Source organism: Pseudomonas sp. NPDC089752 (genome assembly GCF_044748725.1).
Taxonomy (GTDB): domain Bacteria; phylum Pseudomonadota; class Gammaproteobacteria; order Pseudomonadales; family Pseudomonadaceae; genus Aquipseudomonas.
On record NZ_JBIVGP010000005.1, the window covers coordinates 18,560 to 39,156 of the forward strand.

At 64.7% G+C, this 20,597-nt stretch carries 12 protein-coding genes; 8 read left to right on the forward strand and 4 right to left on the reverse strand.

What is annotated here, in order from left to right; genetic code table 11:
• Nucleotides 1–31 precede the first annotated feature (31 nt).
• The 3 genes from ACIPZF_RS09510 to aceE all read right to left on the reverse strand — a co-directional run bounded on the left by ACIPZF_RS09510 (nt 32) and on the right by aceE (nt 7,335).
• On the reverse strand, nt 32–2,719 hold the full coding sequence (locus tag ACIPZF_RS09510; RefSeq protein WP_400798131.1) for a putative bifunctional diguanylate cyclase/phosphodiesterase: 2,688 nt from the start codon (nt 2,717–2,719) through the stop codon (nt 32–34).
• A gap of 316 nt (nt 2,720–3,035) precedes the next feature.
• A complete protein-coding gene (gene aceF, locus ACIPZF_RS09515) occupies nt 3,036–4,676 on the reverse strand; it encodes a dihydrolipoyllysine-residue acetyltransferase (protein ID WP_400798132.1) in 1,641 nt (546 codons plus the stop codon).
• A gap of 13 nt (nt 4,677–4,689) precedes the next feature.
• A complete protein-coding gene (gene aceE / locus ACIPZF_RS09520; RefSeq protein WP_172227487.1) occupies nt 4,690–7,335 on the reverse strand; it encodes a pyruvate dehydrogenase (acetyl-transferring), homodimeric type in 2,646 nt (881 codons plus the stop codon).
• Between the two features lie 383 nt (nt 7,336–7,718).
• On the opposite strand from aceE, the gene glnE reads away from it, so the two are divergent.
• From glnE to ACIPZF_RS09560, 8 genes are all read left to right on the forward strand, one after another.
• The gene (glnE, locus tag ACIPZF_RS09525; protein ID WP_400798135.1) at nt 7,719–10,652 is read left to right on the forward strand and encodes a bifunctional [glutamate--ammonia ligase]-adenylyl-L-tyrosine phosphorylase/[glutamate--ammonia-ligase] adenylyltransferase; all 2,934 of its coding nucleotides are present in this window, start codon (nt 7,719–7,721) and stop codon (nt 10,650–10,652) included.
• 212 nt (nt 10,653–10,864) lie between these two features.
• Entirely contained in the window at nt 10,865–11,914 is a 1,050-nt protein-coding gene (gene waaF, locus ACIPZF_RS09530; RefSeq protein ID WP_400798136.1) for a lipopolysaccharide heptosyltransferase II, read from the forward strand.
• Entirely contained in the window at nt 11,915–12,973 is a 1,059-nt protein-coding gene (waaC, locus tag ACIPZF_RS09535; RefSeq protein WP_400798138.1) for a lipopolysaccharide heptosyltransferase I, read from the forward strand.
• Nucleotides 12,973–14,097, forward strand: a complete 1,125-nt coding sequence (locus tag ACIPZF_RS09540; RefSeq protein ID WP_400798141.1) for a glycosyltransferase family 4 protein — start codon at nt 12,973–12,975, stop codon at nt 14,095–14,097. Before waaC ends, ACIPZF_RS09540 begins: the two co-directional genes overlap by 1 nt.
• On the forward strand, nt 14,094–14,900 hold the full coding sequence (gene rfaP / locus ACIPZF_RS09545; protein ID WP_400798144.1) for a lipopolysaccharide core heptose(I) kinase RfaP: 807 nt from the start codon (nt 14,094–14,096) through the stop codon (nt 14,898–14,900). Before ACIPZF_RS09540 ends, rfaP begins: the two co-directional genes overlap by 4 nt.
• On the forward strand, nt 14,900–15,634 hold the full coding sequence (locus ACIPZF_RS09550) for a lipopolysaccharide kinase InaA family protein (protein ID WP_400798147.1): 735 nt from the start codon (nt 14,900–14,902) through the stop codon (nt 15,632–15,634). Before rfaP ends, ACIPZF_RS09550 begins: the two co-directional genes overlap by 1 nt.
• Nucleotides 15,631–16,383: a lipopolysaccharide kinase InaA family protein gene (locus ACIPZF_RS09555; RefSeq protein ID WP_400798150.1), complete on the forward strand. Its 753-nt coding sequence runs from the start codon at nt 15,631–15,633 to the stop codon at nt 16,381–16,383. Before ACIPZF_RS09550 ends, ACIPZF_RS09555 begins: the two co-directional genes overlap by 4 nt.
• Entirely contained in the window at nt 16,383–17,825 is a 1,443-nt protein-coding gene (locus tag ACIPZF_RS09560; RefSeq protein WP_400798153.1) for a lipopolysaccharide kinase InaA family protein, read from the forward strand. Before ACIPZF_RS09555 ends, ACIPZF_RS09560 begins: the two co-directional genes overlap by 1 nt.
• Here ACIPZF_RS09560 and ACIPZF_RS09565 read toward each other — a convergent pair.
• Nucleotides 17,786–20,587 carry a dermonecrotic toxin domain-containing protein gene (locus ACIPZF_RS09565; RefSeq protein WP_400798156.1) on the reverse strand — a complete coding sequence of 934 codons (2,802 nt, stop codon included), beginning with the start codon at nt 20,585–20,587 and terminating at the stop codon, nt 17,786–17,788. The genes ACIPZF_RS09560 and ACIPZF_RS09565 overlap by 40 nt on opposite strands.
• Nucleotides 20,588–20,597: the final 10 nt, after the last annotated feature.

Here is a 20,597-nt window from a genome sequence, read left to right on the forward strand (position 1 = left end):
GACTCTATAGTGCCCGAGGATGACGCTGCTGTCAGGCCATTGGACCGCGCGGATAGCGCTTGAGTTTTTCCGCCAGCTCGCGCCCTGGAATCGGCCTGTCGAACAGATACCCCTGGCCCACGTCACAGCGGTGCCGGCGCAGAAACGCCAGTTGCTCCGGGGTCTCGATACCCTCGGCCACCACCTTAAGCTTCAGGTTGTGGGCCATGGCAACCACGGCCGAGGTGATTTCCATGTCGTCCTGGTTGTCGGGGATCTCGTTGATGAAGCTGCGGTCGATCTTGATGATGTCGATCGGGAATTTCTTCAGGTAGCTCAGTGACGAGTAACCGGTGCCGAAGTCGTCCATGGCCAGGGTCAGGCCCAGGGCCTTGAGTTCGTCGAGTTGACGATGGGTGTCCTCGGTGGCTTCGAGCAGCAGGCCTTCGGTCAGTTCCAGCTCCAGCAGGTGTGGGGGCAGGGCTTCTTCCTTGAGGATCGAGCCGATCGAGGCCACCAGGTCGGGGTCGGAAAACTGCTTGGGCGACAGGTTGATGGCCACGTGCAGATTGCCCATGCCGGCTTCGCGCAGCTCCTGGCTCATGCGGCACGACTGGCGCACCACCCACTTGCCGATGGGGATGATCAGGCCGGTTTCTTCGGCCACGCTGATGAACTGATCCGGGCGGATCATGCCGCGCTCGGGGTGGTTCCAGCGCAGCAGCGCTTCGAGCCCCAGCAGGCGACCGCTGCGCAGGCACAGCTTGGGCTGGTAGAACACCTCCAGCTCGTTCTGGGTCAGGGCGCGGCGCAGGTTGTTCTCGACGAACAGCTTGTAGCTGGCTTCGGCATTGAGCACCTCGGTGAACACCTGCACCTGGTGCTTGCCGTTGGCCTTGGCCTTGTGTAGCGCAAGGCCGGCGTTCTTCATCAAGGTAGTCGGGTCGCTGCCGTGCAGCGGCGCACAGGCCAGGCCCACGGAGGCGGTGACGTTGATCAGCTGGTTGTCGACGAACATCGGTTTGTCGAGGGTACGCAGCAGTTGCTGGGCCACGCCCTGGCCGTCTTCCAGGCTGGTGTCGTCCAGCAGCACGGCGAACTCGTTGCTGGCGAAGCGGGCCAGCACACCGCCGACGCTGAGGCTGTTGCGCAGGCGCCGGGCCAGGCTGATCAGCAGTTTGTCGCCGGTCTGATGGCCCAGGCTGTCGTTGATCCGCTTGAAGTTGTCGATGTCCACCAGCAGCAGGCAGATCGGGCTTTCACCATCGCGGGCGAAGCGCTCGTCGAGGCTGCGGATGAACGCCGGGCGGTTGCCCAGGTTGGTCAGGTTGTCAGTGTAGGCCAGGCGCTCGATGCGCTGCTGGGCCAGCTTGGTCTGGGTGACGTCTTCGTAAATGCCGATGTAGTGGGTCAGCTCACGGTTGTCGCCGTACACCTTGGAAATCGACAGCTGTCCCCAGTACGGCTCCAGGCTCTTGCGCCGGCTCTTGAACTCGCCCTGCCAGCTGTTGCCCATGGCCAGGCTCGACGGCGTGTCGAACAGCAGCTCGCTGAGGTTTTCCAGCGCCGGCAGGTCGGCCAGGTGGCGGCCCTGGACCTCATCGGTGCTGTACTGGGTGATCGCCGTGAAGCTGGGGTTGACGTACTCCACCACGCCTTCGCGGTTGACCAGCAGGAAGGCGCTGGCGCTCTGCTCGACAGCACGCTGGAACAGGTGCAGGGCGCTGGCGGCGGTGCGTCGGTTGTGGTTGGTGATGACCTGGGCGAACTGGTCGGCCAGCTCGCCGGCGAAGGCGATTTCATCGGACTGCCAGGCCCGCGGCTGGCCGGTCTGCTCCAGGCACAGCACGCCGACTACCTGGCCATCGACGCGGATGCTGGCATCGAGCATGGCGTTATTGTCGGCGAACAGGGTTTCGGCCAGCTGCCGGGTGCGCGGGTCGTGGTTGGCGTTGTGCGCGTCGATGGCGCGGCTGGCGTGGAGGGCGTCGAGGTAATCGGGGAAGCGACTGGCATCGATCGGCTCGGGCAGGCGATGCACTTGCTCGTTGCGCAACCAGGCGCTGATTGGCTCCAGGCGCTGGTCTTCCAGGTGCCAGATGCTGGCGCTGTCGACCTTGTAGATCTCGCAGGCGCTGCGGGTGATCAGCTGGGCGGCTTCGAGCAGCGTGTTTTCCGCGCTGTAGCGCTGGCGGGCGAGGCGCAGGATCAGGTCCTGCTGGCCGCGCACGCGCTCCAGGTGTTCGAGCTGTTCTTGCTGAGTGCGCTGGTTGAGTTGCAGGGCCAGTTGCAGGCGGTTGTTGCGCGATTCGAGGTCGTTGGCGTCCAGGTCGATGTCGTCGGCCTGGTCGTCGAGCACCGTCAGAAAGCCACGCAGCAGTTGGCGGTTGTGCTGCTTGTAGGCCTCGCCGGCTTCCAGCAAGCGCAAGGCGCGCGGCTGTGCATGCAGGGTGTAGCGCACCCGGTAATAGCCGCGGGCGTGCAGTTGCTGCTGGATTTCATCGTGCAACCGGTAGCGCGCCTCGGGTTCCATGAGGCTGGCATACGGCGAGTCGATCAGGGCACACAGCTCTGAGGCCTGCAGGCCGAACTGGCGCTCGCAGGCCGGGTCCAGGTAGAGCATTGCCCAGGTGGCCTCGTTGAGCCTTTCGAAACGCAGCATGCCGAGCCGCGAGGGCACGGGAAGCTGCGTGACGACCTCGGCCGCCACACGGCTGGCGGCATCGGGTTGGCTTTTCATCGAAGGCTCGCTTGAAGAGGGTGACGCGGCCTGGACGGCGGCGTATCTGGCAAGGTTGCATCATGTCCCCAAGGCTGGCAAGCGGCCATGAGGGATGTCATGTGTATGTTTTCGGCCGTTGGGTTGAAATCCTTAGTTCGACGCAAGAGATTTAGCGCCTGGGAGACCGAGCGCCGCCCGCGCGGCGCTCGATCTCCCAGCCGCCAAATCTTTTTCGCCAGGCAAAAAAAAGCCCCGCCAACACTGACGGGGTTGAGGTACGAGCGTGGCAGCTCGAAAAGAGTACCGCCCCTCCGAGGAGGGGCAGCGTGCCGCCTTACAGCAGCATGGTGCGGATGTCGCCCAGGACGTCGCCCAGGCGCTTGGTGAAGCGCGCGGCGGCAGCGCCGTTGATCACACGGTGATCGTACGACAGCGACAGCGGCAGCATCAGCTTCGGCTGGAAGGCCTTGCCATCCCAGACCGGCTGCATGGTGGCCTTGGACACACCGAGGATCGCCACTTCAGGCGCATTGACGATCGGCGTGAAGCCGGTGCCGCCAATGTGGCCGAGGCTGGAGATGGTGAAGCAAGCGCCCTGCATGTCGTCGGCCGACAGCTTCTTGCTGCGCGCCTTCTCGGCCAGTGCAGCGGCTTCGGCAGCCAGTTGCAGCAGGCTCTTCTGGTCGACGTTCTTGATCACAGGGACCAGCAGGCCGTCCGGAGTGTCCACGGCGAAGCCGATGTTCACGTACTTCTTGCGGATGATGGCCTTGCCGCTTGGCGCCAGCGAGCTGTTGAAGTCCGGCAGTTCCTTGAGCAGGAAGGCGCAGGCCTTGAGCAGCAGTGGCAGCACGGTCAGCTTGACGCCAGCCTTCTCGGCCACGGCTTTCTGCGCAACGCGGAAAGCTTCCAGCTCGGTGATGTCGGCGGAGTCGAACTGGGTCACGTGCGGCACGTTCAGCCAGCTGCGGTGCAGGTTGGCGGCACCGACCTGCATCAGGCGGGTCAGGGCCACTTCTTCCACTTCACCGAACTTGCTGAAGTCCACGGCAGGGATCGGCGGGATGCCAGCGCCGCCAGTTGCGCCGGCGGCTGCCGGAGCTTCTTTGGCCTTCTGCATCATCGCTTTGACGTAAACCTGCACGTCTTCCTTCAGGATGCGACCGTGCGGGCCGGTGGCAGCCACAGCGCCCAGCTCGACACCGAATTCACGGGCCAGCTGACGAACGGCCGGGCCTGCGTGCACCTTGGCATTGTTGCCAGCAGCCGGCGCGGTGGCGACCGGAGCAGGGGCAGCAGCCGGGGCGGCAGCGGCAGGTGCGGCAGCCGGAGCCGCCTCAGCCTTGGCCGGCGCAGCGGCGGCCGGCGCAGGAGCGGCAGCCGGTGCGGCGCCAGCGACTTTCAGCTTGAAGATCAGGTCGCCAGTGCCGACTTCGTCTTCCAGCTTGCACAGCACTTCTTCGACCACGCCTGCAGCAGGCGACGGGATCTCCATGGAGGCCTTGTCGGACTCCAGGGTGATCAGCGACTGGTCGGCTTCGACGGTGTCGCCGACCTTGACCAGCACTTCGATGATCTTGGCCTTGCCCGACGAGCCGATGTCCGGCACGTGGATGTCCTGCACGCTGGCGGCAGCAGGGGCTGCAGCCGGCGCAGGGGCGGCTTCGGCAGCCGGCTTTTCAGCGGCGGCCGGCGCAGCGGCAGGTGCGGCCGCGGCCGGAGCCTCAGGCGCCGCAGCGGCGCCCTCGGCTTCCAGGACCAGCAGCTCGTCGCCTTCTTTCAGGCGATCGCCCAGCTTGACCTTCAGTTCCTTGATGACGCCGGCCTTGGGAGCCGGGATCTCCATGGAGGCCTTGTCGGACTCCAGGGTCAGCAGGCTCTGGTCAGCCTCGATACGGTCACCGACCTTGACGAACAGCTCGATGATTTCACCTTCACCGCTGCCGATGTCAGGTACGCGAATGAGTTCGCTCACTTAAAAATACTCCTCAGCAGTCCAGTGGGTTGCGCTTGTCCGGATCGATGCCGAACTTGACGATAGCGTCAGCCACCACTTTCGGTTCGATCTCGCCACGGTCAGCCAGAGCTTCCAGGGCAGCCAGCACCACGAAGTGGCGGTCGACTTCGAAGAAGTGACGCAGCTTCTTGCGGCTGTCGCTGCGACCGTAACCATCGGTACCCAGGACTTTGAACTCTTTGCTCGGCACCCACTGGCGAATCTGCTCGGCGAACAGCTTCATGTAGTCGGTGGAGGCGATGACCGGGCCTTTGCGACCGTTCAAGCACTGCTCGACATAGGTCTCTTGTGGCTTCTGGCCAGGCTTCAGACGGTTGGCGCGTTCCACGGCCAGGCCGTCGCGACGCAGTTCGTTGAAGCTGGTGACGCTCCACACGTCGGCACCGACGTTGAACTCTTCACGCAGGATCTTCGCCGCTTCACGCACTTCACGCAGGATGGTGCCGGAGCCCATCAGCTGAACGTGGTGCGCCGCTTCGCGGGTGTCTTCTTCGAGCAGGTACATGCCCTTGATGATGCCTTCCTCGACACCGGCCGGCATGGCTGGCTGCTGGTAGGATTCGTTCATCACGGTGATGTAGTAGAAGATGTCCTGTTGCTCTTCGGTCATCTTCTTCATGCCGTCCTGGATGATCACCGCCAGCTCGTAGCCGTAGGTCGGATCGTAGGTACGGCAGTTCGGGATGGTGCCCGCCATCATGTGGCTGTGACCGTCTTCGTGCTGCAGGCCTTCACCGTTGAGGGTGGTACGGCCGGCGGTACCGCCGATCAGGAAACCACGGGTGCGGCTGTCGCCAGCGGCCCAGGCCAGGTCGCCAATGCGCTGGAAGCCGAACATCGAGTAGAAGATGTAGAACGGCAGCATCGGCTGGTTGTGGCAGCTGTACGAGGTACCGGCAGCGATGAACGACGACATGGCGCCGGCTTCGTTGATGCCTTCCTCGAGGATCTGGCCCTTCTTGTCTTCGCGGTAGAACATCACTTGGTCTTTATCGACTGGCTCGTAGAGCTGGCCGACCGACGAGTAGATGCCCAGCTGGCGGAACATGCCTTCCATACCGAAGGTACGGGCTTCGTCCGGGATGATCGGGACGATGCGCTGGCCGATGTCCTTGTCCTTGACCAGCTGCGCCAGAATACGCACGAAGGCCATGGTGGTGGAGATTTCGCGGTCGCCCGAGCCGTCCAGGATCGCTTTCAGCGTTTCCAGTGGCGGGGTCGGCACGCTGAAGCTCTTGGCGCGGCGCTGTGGCACGAAGCCGCCCAGGGCTGCACGGCGCTCGGCCAGGTACTTGGCTTCGGCGGAACCTTCTTCCGGCTTGAAGAACGGCAGGTTCTCAAGGTCGGCATCCTTGACCGGGATGTCGAAGCGGTCACGGAAGTGACGCAGGCTGTCGACGTCGACCTTCTTGGTGTTGTGCGCGGTGTTCTTGGCTTCGCCAGCACCGGTGCCGTAACCCTTGATGGTCTTGGCCAGGATGACGGTCGGCTGCTCTTTGTGGTTCACAGCCTGGTGGTACGCCGCGTAGACCTTGTACGGGTCGTGGCCGCCACGGTTGAGCTTCCAGATCTCGTCGTCGGACAGGTCTTCGACCATGGCCTTGAGTTCTGGAGTATTGAAGAAGTTTTCACGAACGTACGCGCCGTCTTTGGCTTTGTAGTTCTGGTACTCGCCGTCGATGACTTCGTCCATGCGGCGCTGCAGGGCACCGTTGGTGTCCTTGGCCAGCAGTGGGTCCCAGAAGCGGCCCCAGACGACTTTGTTGACGTTCCAGCCACCGCCACGGAACACGCCTTCGAGTTCCTGGATGATCTTGCCGTTGCCGCGAACCGGGCCGTCGAGGCGCTGCAGGTTGCAGTTGATGACGAAGATCAGGTTGTCCAGCTTCTCGCGGCCAGCCAGGGCGATCGCGCCGAGGGATTCCGGCTCGTCGCACTCGCCGTCGCCCATGAAGCACCAGACCTTCTGCTTGCCGGCCGGGATGAAGCCGCGGGCTTCCAGGTACTTCATGAAGCGCGCCTGGTAGATCGCCTGGATCGGGCCCAGACCCATGGAAACGGTCGGGAACTGCCAGAAGTCAGGCATCAGCCAAGGGTGCGGGTACGAAGACAGGCCCTTGCCGTCCACTTCCTGACGGAAGTTGTTCATCTGCTCTTCGTTGATGCGGCCTTCCATGAAAGCGCGGGCGTAGACGCCTGGCGAGGCGTGGCCCTGGAAGAACACCAGGTCGCCGCCGTGTTCGTCGGTCGGGGCCTGGAAGAAGTAGTTGAAGCCGATGTCGTACAGGGTGGCACTGGAGGCGAAGCTGGAGATGTGGCCGCCCAGGTCCGAGTCCTTCAGGTTGGTGCGCATCACCATGGCCAGCGCGTTCCAACGCACCATCGAGCGAATGCGGCGTTCCATGAACAGGTCGCCAGGCATGCGTGCTTCGTGGGTGACAGGGATGGTGTTGCGGTATGGCGTGGTGATCGCGTACGGCAGCTGGGAGCCACTGCGGGTGGCCAGCTCGCCCATGCGGGTCATCAGGTAATGAGCGCGGTCTTCGCCTTCTTTGTCGAGGACCGACTCCAGGGCATCCAGCCATTCCTGGGTTTCGATTGGATCGAGGTCTTGCATGGCTTGCTCCAGGGCGGAAAGGCCACCAGAATCGGGGGCCTGAGTTTGCGACTGGCCTTATGGGCAGACGTCGTGAATTCTTGGACTACCGGGGTATGAACCGGCGGCGTGTAGTTTTACTACATTTGCTCCGGCATTTCATGCTTTTGCGCGCCAGGGATAGTAGTAAAACTACACAAATGCGACGTTTGGTCGCACCTTGGCTTGTGAGGAAAAACGTTCATGTTGGTTGGCGGTGTGCCATGAGCGGGGATTTGTTGATGTTTCTTGCCAATGTTTGCCTTTTTTCAGCTATTTCCAACTTTTGTACGACAGTCCAACCGTGCTCCAGCGTCCCCGTGGCCGCTTTTTCCTCTCACTTTCACGCCGATCAAGGATAGACCATGCGCCTGCCTTTGCCGCTCGAACTGCCTGCCACCCTGCAACCACTGGTCGCGCGTAATCAGCAGTTTATGCTGGATGCGCTGGCCAGCCGCCCCGAGCTCGACCTGAATGCCTGGAGCGCCGCTCATCGGCAGCAGTTCGACCAGGTGGCCGCCGCCAGCGACTTCGTCCTCGGTCTGGCCCAGCGTGACCCCGCCCTATTATTTGCGTTGCTGGCCAGCGGCGATCTGGAGCGCCGTTACGCCCCGGGCGAACTGCGCGGGCATGTCGCCGCAGCGGCCCAGGCGGCGCAGAGCGAAGACGAGCTGGCACGCAACCTGCGCCGCGAGCGCAACCGCCAGCAGTTGCGCATCATCTGGCGCGACATCAGCCGCCAGGCCGAGCTGGGCGAGACTTGCCGCGACCTGTCTGACCTGGCCGACGCCGCCATCGACGAAGCCTATCAATGGCTGTACCCGCGCCACTGCCAGCAGTTCGGCACGCCAATCGGCAACCGTAGCGGCGAGGCGCAGCACATGGTGGTGCTGGGCATGGGCAAGCTGGGCGCGGTGGAGCTGAACCTGTCGTCGGACATCGACCTGATCTTCGCCTTCCCGGAAGGCGGCGAGACCGAAGGGGTCAAGCGTTCGCTGGACAACCAGGAGTTTTTCACCCGCCTGGGCCAGCGCCTGATCAAGGCACTCGACCCGGTCACCGTCGACGGCTTCGTGTTCCGTGTCGACATGCGCCTGCGCCCTTATGGCTCGGCCGGTGCGCTGGTGCTCAGCTTCAATGCCCTGGAGCAGTATTACCAGGACCAGGGCCGCGACTGGGAACGCTATGCGATGATCAAGGCGCGGGTGGTCGCTGGCGACCAGGCCGCTGGCGCGCAGCTGCAGGAAATGCTGCGCCCGTTCGTCTACCGGCGTTACCTGGACTTCTCGGCGATCGAAGCGCTGCGCACCATGAAGCAGCTGATTCAGCAGGAAGTACGGCGCAAGGGCATGTCCGAGAACATCAAGCTTGGCGCCGGTGGCATCCGTGAAGTGGAGTTCATCGCCCAGGCGTTCCAGCTGATTCATGGCGGGCGTGACCTGAGCCTGCAGCAGCGGCCGTTGCTCAAGGTGCTGGCTACCCTGGAAGGCCAGGGTTACCTGCCACCGGCGGTGGTCGCGGAGCTGCGTGAGGGCTATGAGTTCCTGCGTTATACCGAGCATGCCATCCAGGCCATCGCCGACCGCCAGACGCAAATGCTGCCCGATGACGAAATCGATCGTGAACGCGTGGCCTATATGCTCGGCTTCGCCGACTGGCAGAGCTTCCATGACCAGCTGATGCACTGGCGCGGCCGGGTTGACTGGCACTTCCGCCAGGTCATCGCCGACCCGGATGACGAAGACGGCGAAGGCGAACTCGTGGTGGGCGGCGAATGGTCGCCGCTGTGGGAGCAGGCGCAGGATGAGGAGGCCGCTGGCCGTCAACTGCAGGAAGCCGGCTTCGCACAACCTGCCGAAGCCTTGCGCCGCCTGGCCGCGTTGCGTGCCAGCCCACAACTGCGCTCGATCCAGCGCATCGGCCGCGAGCGCCTGGACGCCTTTATCCCACGGCTGCTGGCCCAGGCCGTGGAACATGACAACCCGGACCTGGTGCTGGAGCGTGTGCTGCCGCTGGTCGAAGCGGTGGCGCGGCGTTCTGCTTACCTGGTCCTGCTCACCGAGAACCCCGGCGCCTTGCGCCGCCTGTTGACCCTGTGCGCGGCCAGCCCCTGGATCGCCGAGCAGATGGCCCGCTACCCGCTGCTGCTCGACGAACTGCTCAATGAAAGCCGGCTGTTCAGCCCGCCGCTGGCGCCGGAGCTGGCGGCCGAGTTGCGCGAGCGACTGACCCGCATCCCCGAGGACGACCTCGAACAACAAATGGAGGCGTTGCGTCACTTCAAGCTGGCCCACAGCCTGCGCGTGGCCGCCTCGGAAATCAGCGGCAGCCTGCCGTTGATGAAAGTCAGCGACTACCTCACCTGGCTGGCCGAAGCCATCCTCGACCAGGTGCTGGCCCTGGCCTGGCGCCACACCGTGGCCCGCTACGGCCAGCCCAAGCGCAGCGACGGCAGCCTGTGCGACCCCGGCTTCATCATCATCGGTTATGGCAAGGTCGGTGGCCTGGAGCTGGGCCATGGTTCGGACCTGGACCTGGTGTTCATCCACGATGGCGATCCACAGGCAGAAACCGACGGCGCCAAGCCGATCGACAGCGCGCAGTTCTTCACTCGACTGGGCCAGCGCATCATTCACTTGCTGACTACCCAGACCAACTCCGGCCAGCTCTACGACGTCGACATGCGCCTGCGCCCGTCCGGTGCTTCGGGGCTGCTGGTCAGTTCGCTGGGTGCGTTCGAGCGCTACCAGCAAAACGAGGCCTGGACCTGGGAACACCAGGCCCTGGTACGCGCCCGCGTGCTGGTCGGCTGCAAGCAAGTGGCCACGGCGTTCGAAGGTGTGCGCGCCAAGGTGCTTGGGCAGCCCCGCGACCTGGAGAAGTTGCGCAGCGAAGTCAGCGAGATGCGCGCCAAGATGCGTGACAACCTGGGCACCAAGGCCACCGCCGCGGGTACGGCTGCCAACGCCTTCGACACGGGCGTGGCGTTCGATATCAAGCAGGATGCCGGCGGTATCGTCGATATTGAATTTATGGTGCAATACGCCGCTTTGGCCTGGTCCCATGACCATCCGGCCATACTCCGATGGACCGATAACATCCGCATTCTGGAAGAGCTGGAGCAGGCAGGACTGATGCCGGCCAGTGACGCGGTGCTGTTGCGTGAGGTGTACAAGGCGTTCCGCTCGGCGTCGCATCGCCAGGCCCTGCAGAAGCAGGCCGGGGTGATCGACGCGGCGCAGTTTGCCGATGAGCGCCGTGAAGTGCGGCGGATCTGGGGGGAGTTGGGTCTGACTTGACTTCGCGGCGCCTGCTTCGCGGGGCAAGCCCGCTCCCACAGGTCCCCCACTGCATTTGAAAACAGTGGAGGACCTGTGGGAGCGGGCTTGCCCCGCGAAGAGGCCCTGATAGAACCTGAGTGGTACACTGCACGCCACATAGCCTGAATATAAAGAGGGGAGGCCAGGCTGTACCGCAGTCTGCAGCCTCCCCGAGCGTTTCTGGACTAAGCATGAGAATACTGATCATTGGCCCCAGCTGGGTCGGCGACATGGTGATGGCGCAGACCCTGTTCCAGTGCCTGAAACAGCAGCACCCCGACTGCGTGATCGATGTGCTGGCCCCCGAGTGGAGCCGGCCGATCCTCGAACGCATGCCCGAAGTGCGCCAGGCCTTGAGCTTCCCGCTCGGCCATGGCGCGCTGGAGCTGGCCACGCGGCGGCGCATCGGCAAGTCCCTGGCCGGCCAGTACGACCAGGCGATCCTGCTGCCCAACTCGCTGAAATCGGCGCTGGTGCCGTTTTTCGCCGGCATCCCCAAACGCACCGGCTGGCGAGGCGAGATGCGCTTCGGGCTGCTCAACGATGTGCGCAAGCTGGACAAGGCCCGCTACCCGCTGATGATCGAGCGCTTCATGGCCCTGGCCTACGCGCCGGGTGCCGAGTTGCCGCAGCCTTACCCACGGCCGCTGCTGCAAATCGAAGCGCAGAGCCGCGAGGCGGCCCTGACCAAGTTCGGCCTGGCGCTGGACCGTCCGGTACTGGCGCTGTGCCCGGGCGCCGAGTTCGGCGAGGCCAAGCGCTGGCCGGCCGAGCACTATGCCGCCGTTGCCGATGCCATGATCCGCCAGGGCTGGCAGGTATGGCTGTTCGGCTCGAAGAACGATCACCCAGTGGGCGAACAGATCCGCGACCGGCTGATCCCGGGTTTGCGTGAAGAATCCTGCAACCTGGCGGGCGAAACCTCGCTGGCCGAGGCCATCGACCTGATGGCCTGCGCCGATGCCGTGGTGTCCAACGACTCCGGGCTGATGCACGTGGCAGCGGCGTTGAACCGCCCGTTGGTGGCGGTCTATGGCTCCACCTCGCCTGGCTTCACCCCGCCGTTGGCCGAGCAGGTAGAGGTCGTGCGCACCGGCATCGAGTGCAGCCCATGCTTCGACCGCACCTGCCGCTTCGGCCACTACAATTGCCTGCGTCTGCTGGAGCCTGGCAAAGTCATCGCCGCCCTGCACAGCCTGGGCGGGCCGAACCTGATCGATACCGTGGCCGAGGTCGACTAAGTGCGGGTACTGATCATCAAGACCTCGTCGCTGGGTGATGTGATTCACACCCTGCCAGCGCTGACCGATGCCGCCCACGCGATCCCGGGCATTCGTTTCGACTGGGTGGTGGAAGAAGGCTTTGCCGAAATCCCCAGCTGGCATCCGGCAGTCGACCAGGTCATCCCGGTGGCCATCCGCCGCTGGCGCAAGAACATCTGGCAGACCATCAAGAGCGGCGAGTGGAAAGCGTTCAAGCAACGCGTGCGCGCGCAAAAGTATGACCTGGTGATCGATGCCCAGGGCCTGGTCAAATCGGCCTGGCTGACCCGCTACATCAAGGCCCCGGTGGCCGGCCTCGACCGTTATTCGGCCCGTGAAGGCTGGGCCAGCCGCTTCTATGACCGGCGCCTGTCGGTCGCCACCGGCCAGCACGCGGTAGAGCGCGTGCGCCAATTGTTCGCCATGGCCCTGGCCTACGACCTGCCCGAAGGCATCGGCAACTACGGCCTCGACCTCGACCGCCTGCAACTGCCGCCGGCCGCGCCGTACGTGGTGTTCCTGCATGGCACCACCTGGGCAACCAAGCACTGGCCCGAAGCCTACTGGCGCGAGCTGGCCGAGCGCCTGGGCCGGCGCAAGCTGCAGGTGCGCCTGCCGTGGGGCAACCCGGCCGAGAAGGCGCGCGCCGAGCGGATCGCCCAGGGCTTGAACAACTGCCAGGTACTCCCCAAATTGAACCTTGCCGGCGTCGCCCGTGTGCTGGCGGCAGCCAAGGCCTGCGTGGCCGTGGACACCGGCCTCGGCCACCTGGCCGCAGCGCTGGACGTGCCGACCATTTCCCTGTTCGGGCCGACCAACCCAGGCCTTACCGGCGCCTATGGCCGCGTGCAGGTTCACCAGGCCAGCGATTTCCCCTGTGCCCCGTGCCTGCAGAAGAAATGCACCTACAAACCGAGCGCCGACGACCTGCGCCGGTTCGATCTCAAACGCGAGTGGCCGCTGTGCTTCACTCGCCTGAATCCCGAGCATGTGGCGAGCCGCTTGAGCGCGTTGCTGCTGGCTGAGGATGTCCGTTGATGCAACTGGCTTTCGTGCTTTACAAATATTTCCCCTTCGGCGGGCTGCAGCGCGATTTCATGCGCATTGCCCTGGAATGCCAGAAGCGGGGCCACCAGATCCGCGTGTACACGCTGATCTGGGAAGGTGACATTCCGCCGGGCTTCGAGGTGCTGGTGGCGCCGGTCAAGGCGCTGTTCAACCACCGCCGCAACGAAAAACTTAGCGCCTGGATGGAGGCTGACCTGGCCAAGCGCCCGGTCGACCGGCTGATCGGCTTCAACAAGATGCCAGGCCTGGACGTGTACTACGCCGCCGACGGCTGCTTCGAAGACAAGGCCCAGACCCTGCGCGGCGGCCTGTACCGCCGCTGGGGCCGCTACCGGCACTTCGCCGAGTACGAGCGGGCGGTGTTCGCCAAGGAGTCGCGCACCGAGGTGCTGATGATTTCCGAGGTGCAGCAGCCGCTGTTCATCAAGCACTACGGCACCCCCGTGGAGCGCTTCCACCTGCTGCCGCCTGGCATTTCCCAGGACCGTCGCGCGCCGGCCAATGCCGCCGAGATCCGCGCAGAGTTCCGCAAGGAATTCAACCTGGGCGATGACGACCTGCTGCTGGTGCAGATCGGCTCCGGCTTCAAGACCAAGGGCGTCGACCGCAGCCTCAAGGCTCTGGCCGCGCTGCCGTCGGCGTTGCGCAAACGCACCAAGTTGATGGTCATTGGCCAGGACGATCCCAAGGTGTTTCAGCTGCAAAGCGCGGCCCTGGGCCTGGGCGAGCAGGTGCAGTTCCTCAAGGGGCGCAGTGACATTCCCCGCTTCCTGCTGGGTGCCGACCTGCTGATCCACCCGGCCTACAACGAGAACACCGGCACCGTGCTGCTCGAAGCCCTGGTGGCGGGCCTGCCGGTGCTGGTGTCCAAGGTTTGCGGCTATGCCCATTACATCGCCGAGGCCGACTGCGGCCTGGTGCTCGACGAGCCGTTCGAGCAGGAGCAGCTCAACGCTTACCTGCAACGCATGCTCGAAGACCCGCAGGCGCGCGCCGACTGGTCGCGCAATGGCCTGGCTTTCGCCGACAGCGCCGACCTCTACAGCATGCCGCAGCATGCCGCCGACGTGATCCTTGGGCAGGAGACTGCATGAAGCTGATACTGGCCGAACCGTTCAAGCGCCTGTGGGCCGGGCGTGATCCCTTCGAAGCCGTGGAAGCCCTGCAAGGCGAGGTGTACCGCGAGCTGGAAGGGCGCCGCACGCTGCGTACCGAGGTGGATGGCGAGGGCTTCTTCGTCAAGATCCACCGCGGCATTGGCTGGGGCGAGATCTTCAAGAACCTGTTCAGCGCCAAGCTGCCGGTGCTCGGCGCAGGCCAGGAGTGGAAGGCCATCCAGCGCCTGCATGAAGTCGGCGTGCCGACCATGACCGCCGTTGCCTATGGTGAACGCGGCAGCAACCCGGCCAGCCAGCACTCGTTCATCGTCACCGAAGAACTGGCGCCGACCATCAGCCTGGAAGACTTCAGCCTCGACTGGGTCAAGCAGCCGCCGCAGCCGCGCCTCAAGCGTGCGCTGATCGCCGAAGTGGCGAAGATGACCGGCGGCATGCACCGCGCCGGGGTCAACCACCGCGACTGCTACATCTGCCACTTTTTGCTGCACACCGACCGCCCGGTGACGCCGGATGACTTCAAGTTGTCGGTGATCGACCTGCACCGCGCACAGACCCGCGCGAAAATCAGCCGCCGCTGGCGCGACAAGGACCTGGCCGCGCTGTACTTCTCGGCGCTGGACATCGGCCTGACCCGGCGCGACAAGCTGCGCTTCCTGCGCGGTTACTTCCAGCGCCCGCTGCGTCAGGTGCTCGCTGAAGAGGCCGCGCTGCTCGCCTGGCTGGAGCGCAAGGCGCAGAAACTCTACGACCGCAAGCAACGCTATGGGGATGCACTCTGATGGCGGGTTGGACACTGGCGCCGGGCTACGAGCAGCTGGCGGCGGACTTCGGCAGTATCGATGCGGTGTTCGCCCTGCAGGGCGAGCGCCTGACCCGAGACCCACTGAGCGAGGTCATTCGTGTCGAGCGTGACGGGGTCAACTACTACGTCAAGCGCTACACCGGGGCCGGCAAACACATGCGCCGCTACCTGGGCCGGCCACGCATCAAGGCCGAATGGCAGAACCTCAAGCAGTTCGCCAAGTGGGGCATCCCTACCGCCGAAGTGGTGGCCTGGGGCCTGGAGCGCAATGGCCTGGCCTTCGGCCGCGGCGCGATGATCACCCGCGAGTTGCCCAATACCGAAGACCTGTCGGTACTGGCCGAGCGCAACGATCCGCGTCTGGCCGACCGTACCTGGGTCGAGCACGTCAGCAGCCAGCTGGCGCGCCATACCCGGGTCATGCACGAGCACCGTTTTGCCCACAACGACCTGAAATGGCGCAACCTGCTGGTTGATGACCAGGGCACGCTATTCTTCATCGACTGCCCGACCGGCGACTTCTGGCGCGGCTTTATGTGGCGCCACCGGCTGGTCAAGGACCTGGCGTGCCTGGACAAGGTCGCCAAATACCACCTGACGGCGACCCAGCGCCTGCGCTTTTACCTGCAGTACCGCGGGCGCGAGCGCCTGAACGCGCGCGACAAGCGGCGGATTCGCCAGGTGCTGAGCTTCTTCGAGGGAAGGGAATGACCGACTACCTGGCCAGCGCGGACCTCGCGCTGCTCAAACGCCATGGCCTGAACGACTTCGAAGCGCTGTGGGCGCTGCAGCTCGACGCCGTGGACGAACCCAACACCGGACGTGGCGGCTGGAGCAGCGTCTATCGCCTGGAGCTTGAAGGTAAAGGCTATTACCTCAAGCGCCAGAGCGATTACCTGACCCGCACCCTGCACAGCCCGTTCGGCGAACCGACCTTCGCCCGCGAGTTTCGCAACATCAGCCGCTATCAGAAGCTGCACATCCCGGCGTTGCAGGCGGTGTTCTATGGCGAGCGCAAACAGGCCGGCCAGCACCGGGCGATCCTGCTGACCCGCGCCTTGGACGAGTGGAGCGACCTGGACAGCCTACTGGCCCAGTGGCCGCAGCTCAGCGAGGCGGCGCGCAACGGCATCCTCCAGGCCTGTGGCCAGCTGGCGCGCACGCTGCACAGCGCGGGGCAGGTACACGGCTGCTTCTACCCCAAGCACATCTTCCTGCGCCAGCGCCGCGAAGGCTGGGACGCGCAACTGATCGACCTGGAAAAAACCCGGCCACTGCTGTTTGGCAAGCGTGACCGCCTGAAGGACCTGGAGCCGCTGCTGCGCCGCGCCAGCGTGTGGAACGAGGCGGACGTGCGCCAGCTGCTCGCCGCCTACCTGAGCCAGCCGGCCGATGCACCGCTGGTCGGTGTCTGGCTGCAACGTCTGACGCAACGCCGTCGTGAAAAAGAGGCCCGCTGATGCGTTTGTCTGAATTGAAGGATGCCGGGCGCAGCCCAGTGCTGCCGTTGTCCATCACCCTGGCCGATGCCGCGGGCAGCGCCGAATTGCAGCTGCTGAGCCTGCTGCGGGTATTGCCGGGCCAGCGCTATGTCGGTGCCGGTGTATGGCGAGGTACCCCGGTCCTGGCCAAGTTGCTGGTGGGCGGTAGCGCCGCGCGCCATTTCCAGCGCGAACTGGACGGTGTGAAGCTGTTGGCCGAGCATGGCCTGACCACACCGAAACTGCTCGCCGACGGCCTCAAGGAAGGCGAGGGCGGCTGGCTGTTGTTCGAGTTCCTCGACGGCGCCGAAAGCCTGGCCGATGCCTGGGACGCGGTGGCCGACCTGCCGGTATTGGCCGACGAGCAGCACCTGGTGCTGGGTGAAGCACTGACCGCCGTGGCGCACATGCATGCCAAGGGCCTGTGGCAGGAAGACCTGCACCTGGACAATCTGCTGCGCCATGGCGGAAAGCTGTACCTGATCGACGGCGCCGGCATCAAGGCCGAAACCCCAGGCCAGCAGCTGTCGCGCCCCCGCGTGCTGGAAAACCTCGGGGTGTTGTTCGCCCAACTGCCCAAGCGCCTGGAGCCGTTCATCGAAGAGTTGCTGGTGCATTACCTGCTGGCCAACGCCGAGCACGCGTTGCCGTTGGAAGCGCTGCAGAAACAGGTGGACAAGGTACGCAACTGGCGCCTGAAAGATTACCTGGAGAAGGCCGGCCGCGAATGCACGCTGTTCAGCGTTCAGCGCAACCTGTCGGGCTTGCGCGCGATTCGCCGCAATGAAGTCGATGCCCTGGTACCGGTGCTGGAGCAGGCCGATGCGCTGATCGATCAAGGTCATCTGTACAAAACCGGCGGCGCCGCCAGCGTCGCGCGCATCGAGGCGGGTGGTCGCTCGCTGGTGCTCAAACGCTACAACATCAAGAACACCGCCCATTGGTTCAAGCGCTTCTGGCGCCCGAGCCGGGCCTGGCATTCATGGATCGAAGGGCACCGCCTGGCGTTCCTCGACATCGCCACCCCGCGCCCGCTGGCGGTGCTGGAGCAGCGGGTGATGGGCCTGCGTAGCCGAGCCTACCTGGTCACCGAATATGTCGATGGCCCGGACCTGACCGCGTGCTTCGCGCCCTACGTGGAGAACGGCGACGCCCCCGAGGAACAGGTCGATGCCCTGGTGCGGCTGATGCAGCAGCTGATCCGCGAGCGCATCAGCCACGGCGACTTCAAGGGCCATAACCTGTTCTGGGTGAATGGCCAGTGGTCACTGATCGACCTCGACGCCATGTGCCAGCACGCCACCCAGCTGAGCTTCGCCCCGGCCTACGCCCGTGACCGGGCGCGCTTGCTGCGCAACTGGCCAAGTGGCAGCGCCTTGCATCAGCGGCTCGACCGGCTGCTGCCCAAGCTGACCGAGTAAGCCTCGGGCAGGGCCAGCCAGTCGCTGCTGCGCCCTGCCTGACGCAGGCGAATGCGCCATTCGCCATCCTGCCAACGCATGACCGCCCAAGGCACCACGCCGGCCTCATCGGCAGCCGGTATAGGCAGATGATAGCGGCCGGGTACCAGGTGCTGACGCAGGGGCAGCTGACCGCTGTTGGTTTGCAGATAGAGCTGCTCGGGCGCCTGATACAGGCCTTGCACCGTGTCGACCGGGGTGCCGGTGAGGGGTGCTTGCAGGCGGCAATCATCGAACAGGCGTTGCAGGTCGGGCAGCCCGTCATACCACAGCAATGGCGAATCGATTACCCAGTTGCCATCGGCCAGGCGCTTGACCGGTTGAGTCAGATACGCATCGGGCCGGTCCGGGTCGATCGCGCGCCACCGGCTGCCATCGAAGGACACCTTGAAGTATCGCTTGTGCGCATCCTGTATGAAGTACTCGGACAAGCCCTCGAAGGTCGAGACTTTTTCGTGCACCTCTTCGCCATACACCCCGTCGATTCGGTAGCGCAGGTTGCTGGTGGAAGGCGTGACACTGAAGTGCAGGGGCAATGGCATCGGGGGTTGCTTGGGCATGCCGCGCATGATGCGGCGCAGCATGCCGGTGCTGGCCAGGCTGGTACCGGCGTCGTTGATGTAGCTGAGCGCATTGTAGGCATGGCTCAGGACCCCGTTGAGGTCTTCCTCGCGATAGGCCTCGACACCGTTCCAGATCTCCAGTGCCATGCGCCCCAATGCCAGCGGGATCATCACCTTGACCGGCAGGAATATGCTGATCAGGTCGAGGACGGTCATGGCCAGGGTCAGTGCCTGCCTGGCATCGGCTTGCGCTGTGGTATGGCTGTCGGCATCGACCGCTGCCAGGAGGCTGCGCACTTCGGCCCGGTACCAGGCGAAAAACACGTCGTCTTCGATGGCGGGAGTCTGCAGTACTTTGCCCAGTTGCCCCTTGAGCAGCAGACGTTCGACATCGGCTGAGGGCAACAGCGGCAGGCGCTGAGTGACGTAGTGGCGCAGGGCGGGTTGCTTGCGCAAATGCCGAAGCAGTGCTCGCGGGCTGGCATACGAGCGCCACGCGCGACGGTCGGGGGCATTGGGTGTGTAGAGCACGAACGAGGTGACGCTGGGGGAGGGGCTGGCGAGCAGCAACACGTCCTGCACGGTGTGCCGGTTGACCAGCAACTGATGCACGACCACTCGATGGCCATCCACGCGCGGACGCAGGGCATTGTGCGGTTGTGACAACACCTGCTGCACCCAGCGGTAATCCCGCTCCGCCCAAGCGGCCGACAGGTGCCCGGCGTAGCGCGCCTTGGCGGCCTCGGCGCGCAAGCGTGCCCGGTTGACCTTGGTATGGGCGTGCAGGCGCCACTTGCCGTCGGGCGAATCGAGCAATTGCGTACGCAGGTAGCTGGCGTAGCTGTCGCCAACGTTCAGGCGCCTGACCAGCGTCTTGATATAGGCACTGCTCAGTTCGCTGGGCAGGGCCCTGCCATCCCGGCTGGTCACTCGCGCGCTCAGCCAGTAGTCGTAGTCGAACCAGGCCAGGTTGCGCAGGGCAAGCACATCGAGCGGGTAGCTGGCGCGAACGGTTTCAACCATCTCGCCGCTGACCTTTTCAAACCCTCGCCAGGTGACGTAGCTCGAGGGTTGCAGGGGGTAGATCCACGGCCCGGTCTGCTGGGTGTGGGTAACCTGAACCAGCACGTTCTCAGGCGCCAACGTCAAGCCCAGGTCGTTGCGCAGCTGTACTTGCAGGCGCGCCCTGGTCCACTCGCGTAACGTGTTGGCTTGCTGAAACTGGCGCAACGTGAGAATGCCGGGCGCCGCGACGCTCTGGCCGGCAGCGATGAGTTCCTGCATGCCTTGCATGATGTGCGCGAGCGCCGACGGGCTGGCGGTGCGCAGCCAGTTGGGCAGGTTCTTTTCAAGCAGCAGCGCGTAGCGGGTGTCGAGCAGTGCCTTGCTGCCGGACTCATCGCCGAGCGCCATGGCCTTCTTCAGGGTTTCGGCGGCCTCGGGTGCATCGGCGAGCAGATTCGCCCAGGCCAGGTTCAGCCGTAGACGCTGCGCTTCGATCAGGCAGTCGACCTGCGCCTGCAACGGGTCATCGGCGTACCATTCATAGCGCAGGCGGTCGGCCTGCCGGGCGTTCTCCCTATGCTCTTCGTTCACCAGCAAATGCAGGAGCGGCTGGGATTGCACGGGGTCATCGAGGCGCTCGGCCAGTTCCTGATGCAGCTCGGCCAGCGAAGGGTATACCTCGATGCCCTGGCACAGCCCACAGAGCAGCACTGGGCCGCTCGCCTGATCAGGGGCGAGGTTTTGCCCTTCCTCCGTACCGGTGACGATCACGAACATGCCCGGCAGCGCGGCCCGCCAGGCCGGACTGTTGCGCAGCAGAAACGGGCGGTAGGCCTGGGCGCGTTGTGCTTTTGGCTGGTGTCGGCGTTGCCAGGACCGGGGCAGGTCGAGAAATGAGCTGATAACGCTGGCCGCCTCTGCGCTCAAGGTTTCGTCCGCAAGGCGCAAGGACAGTTCAGCGTGCATCATCGCGCGGCGGATGTCGGCAAGGCGTACCCGTCGTGAGCGGCCCTGGCTGTCGGCGCCAGCCCAGAATGCGGCAAGATCGCCGTGCAATTGCGCGCGCGAGGGCAGGGGCAGGGCGGGCACCGGCATGGTTGCGAGCAGGTCCAGCAGTTGCTGGTGGAGAAATTCGATACGTTGCAGGGGTAGCATGCGCAGCTCC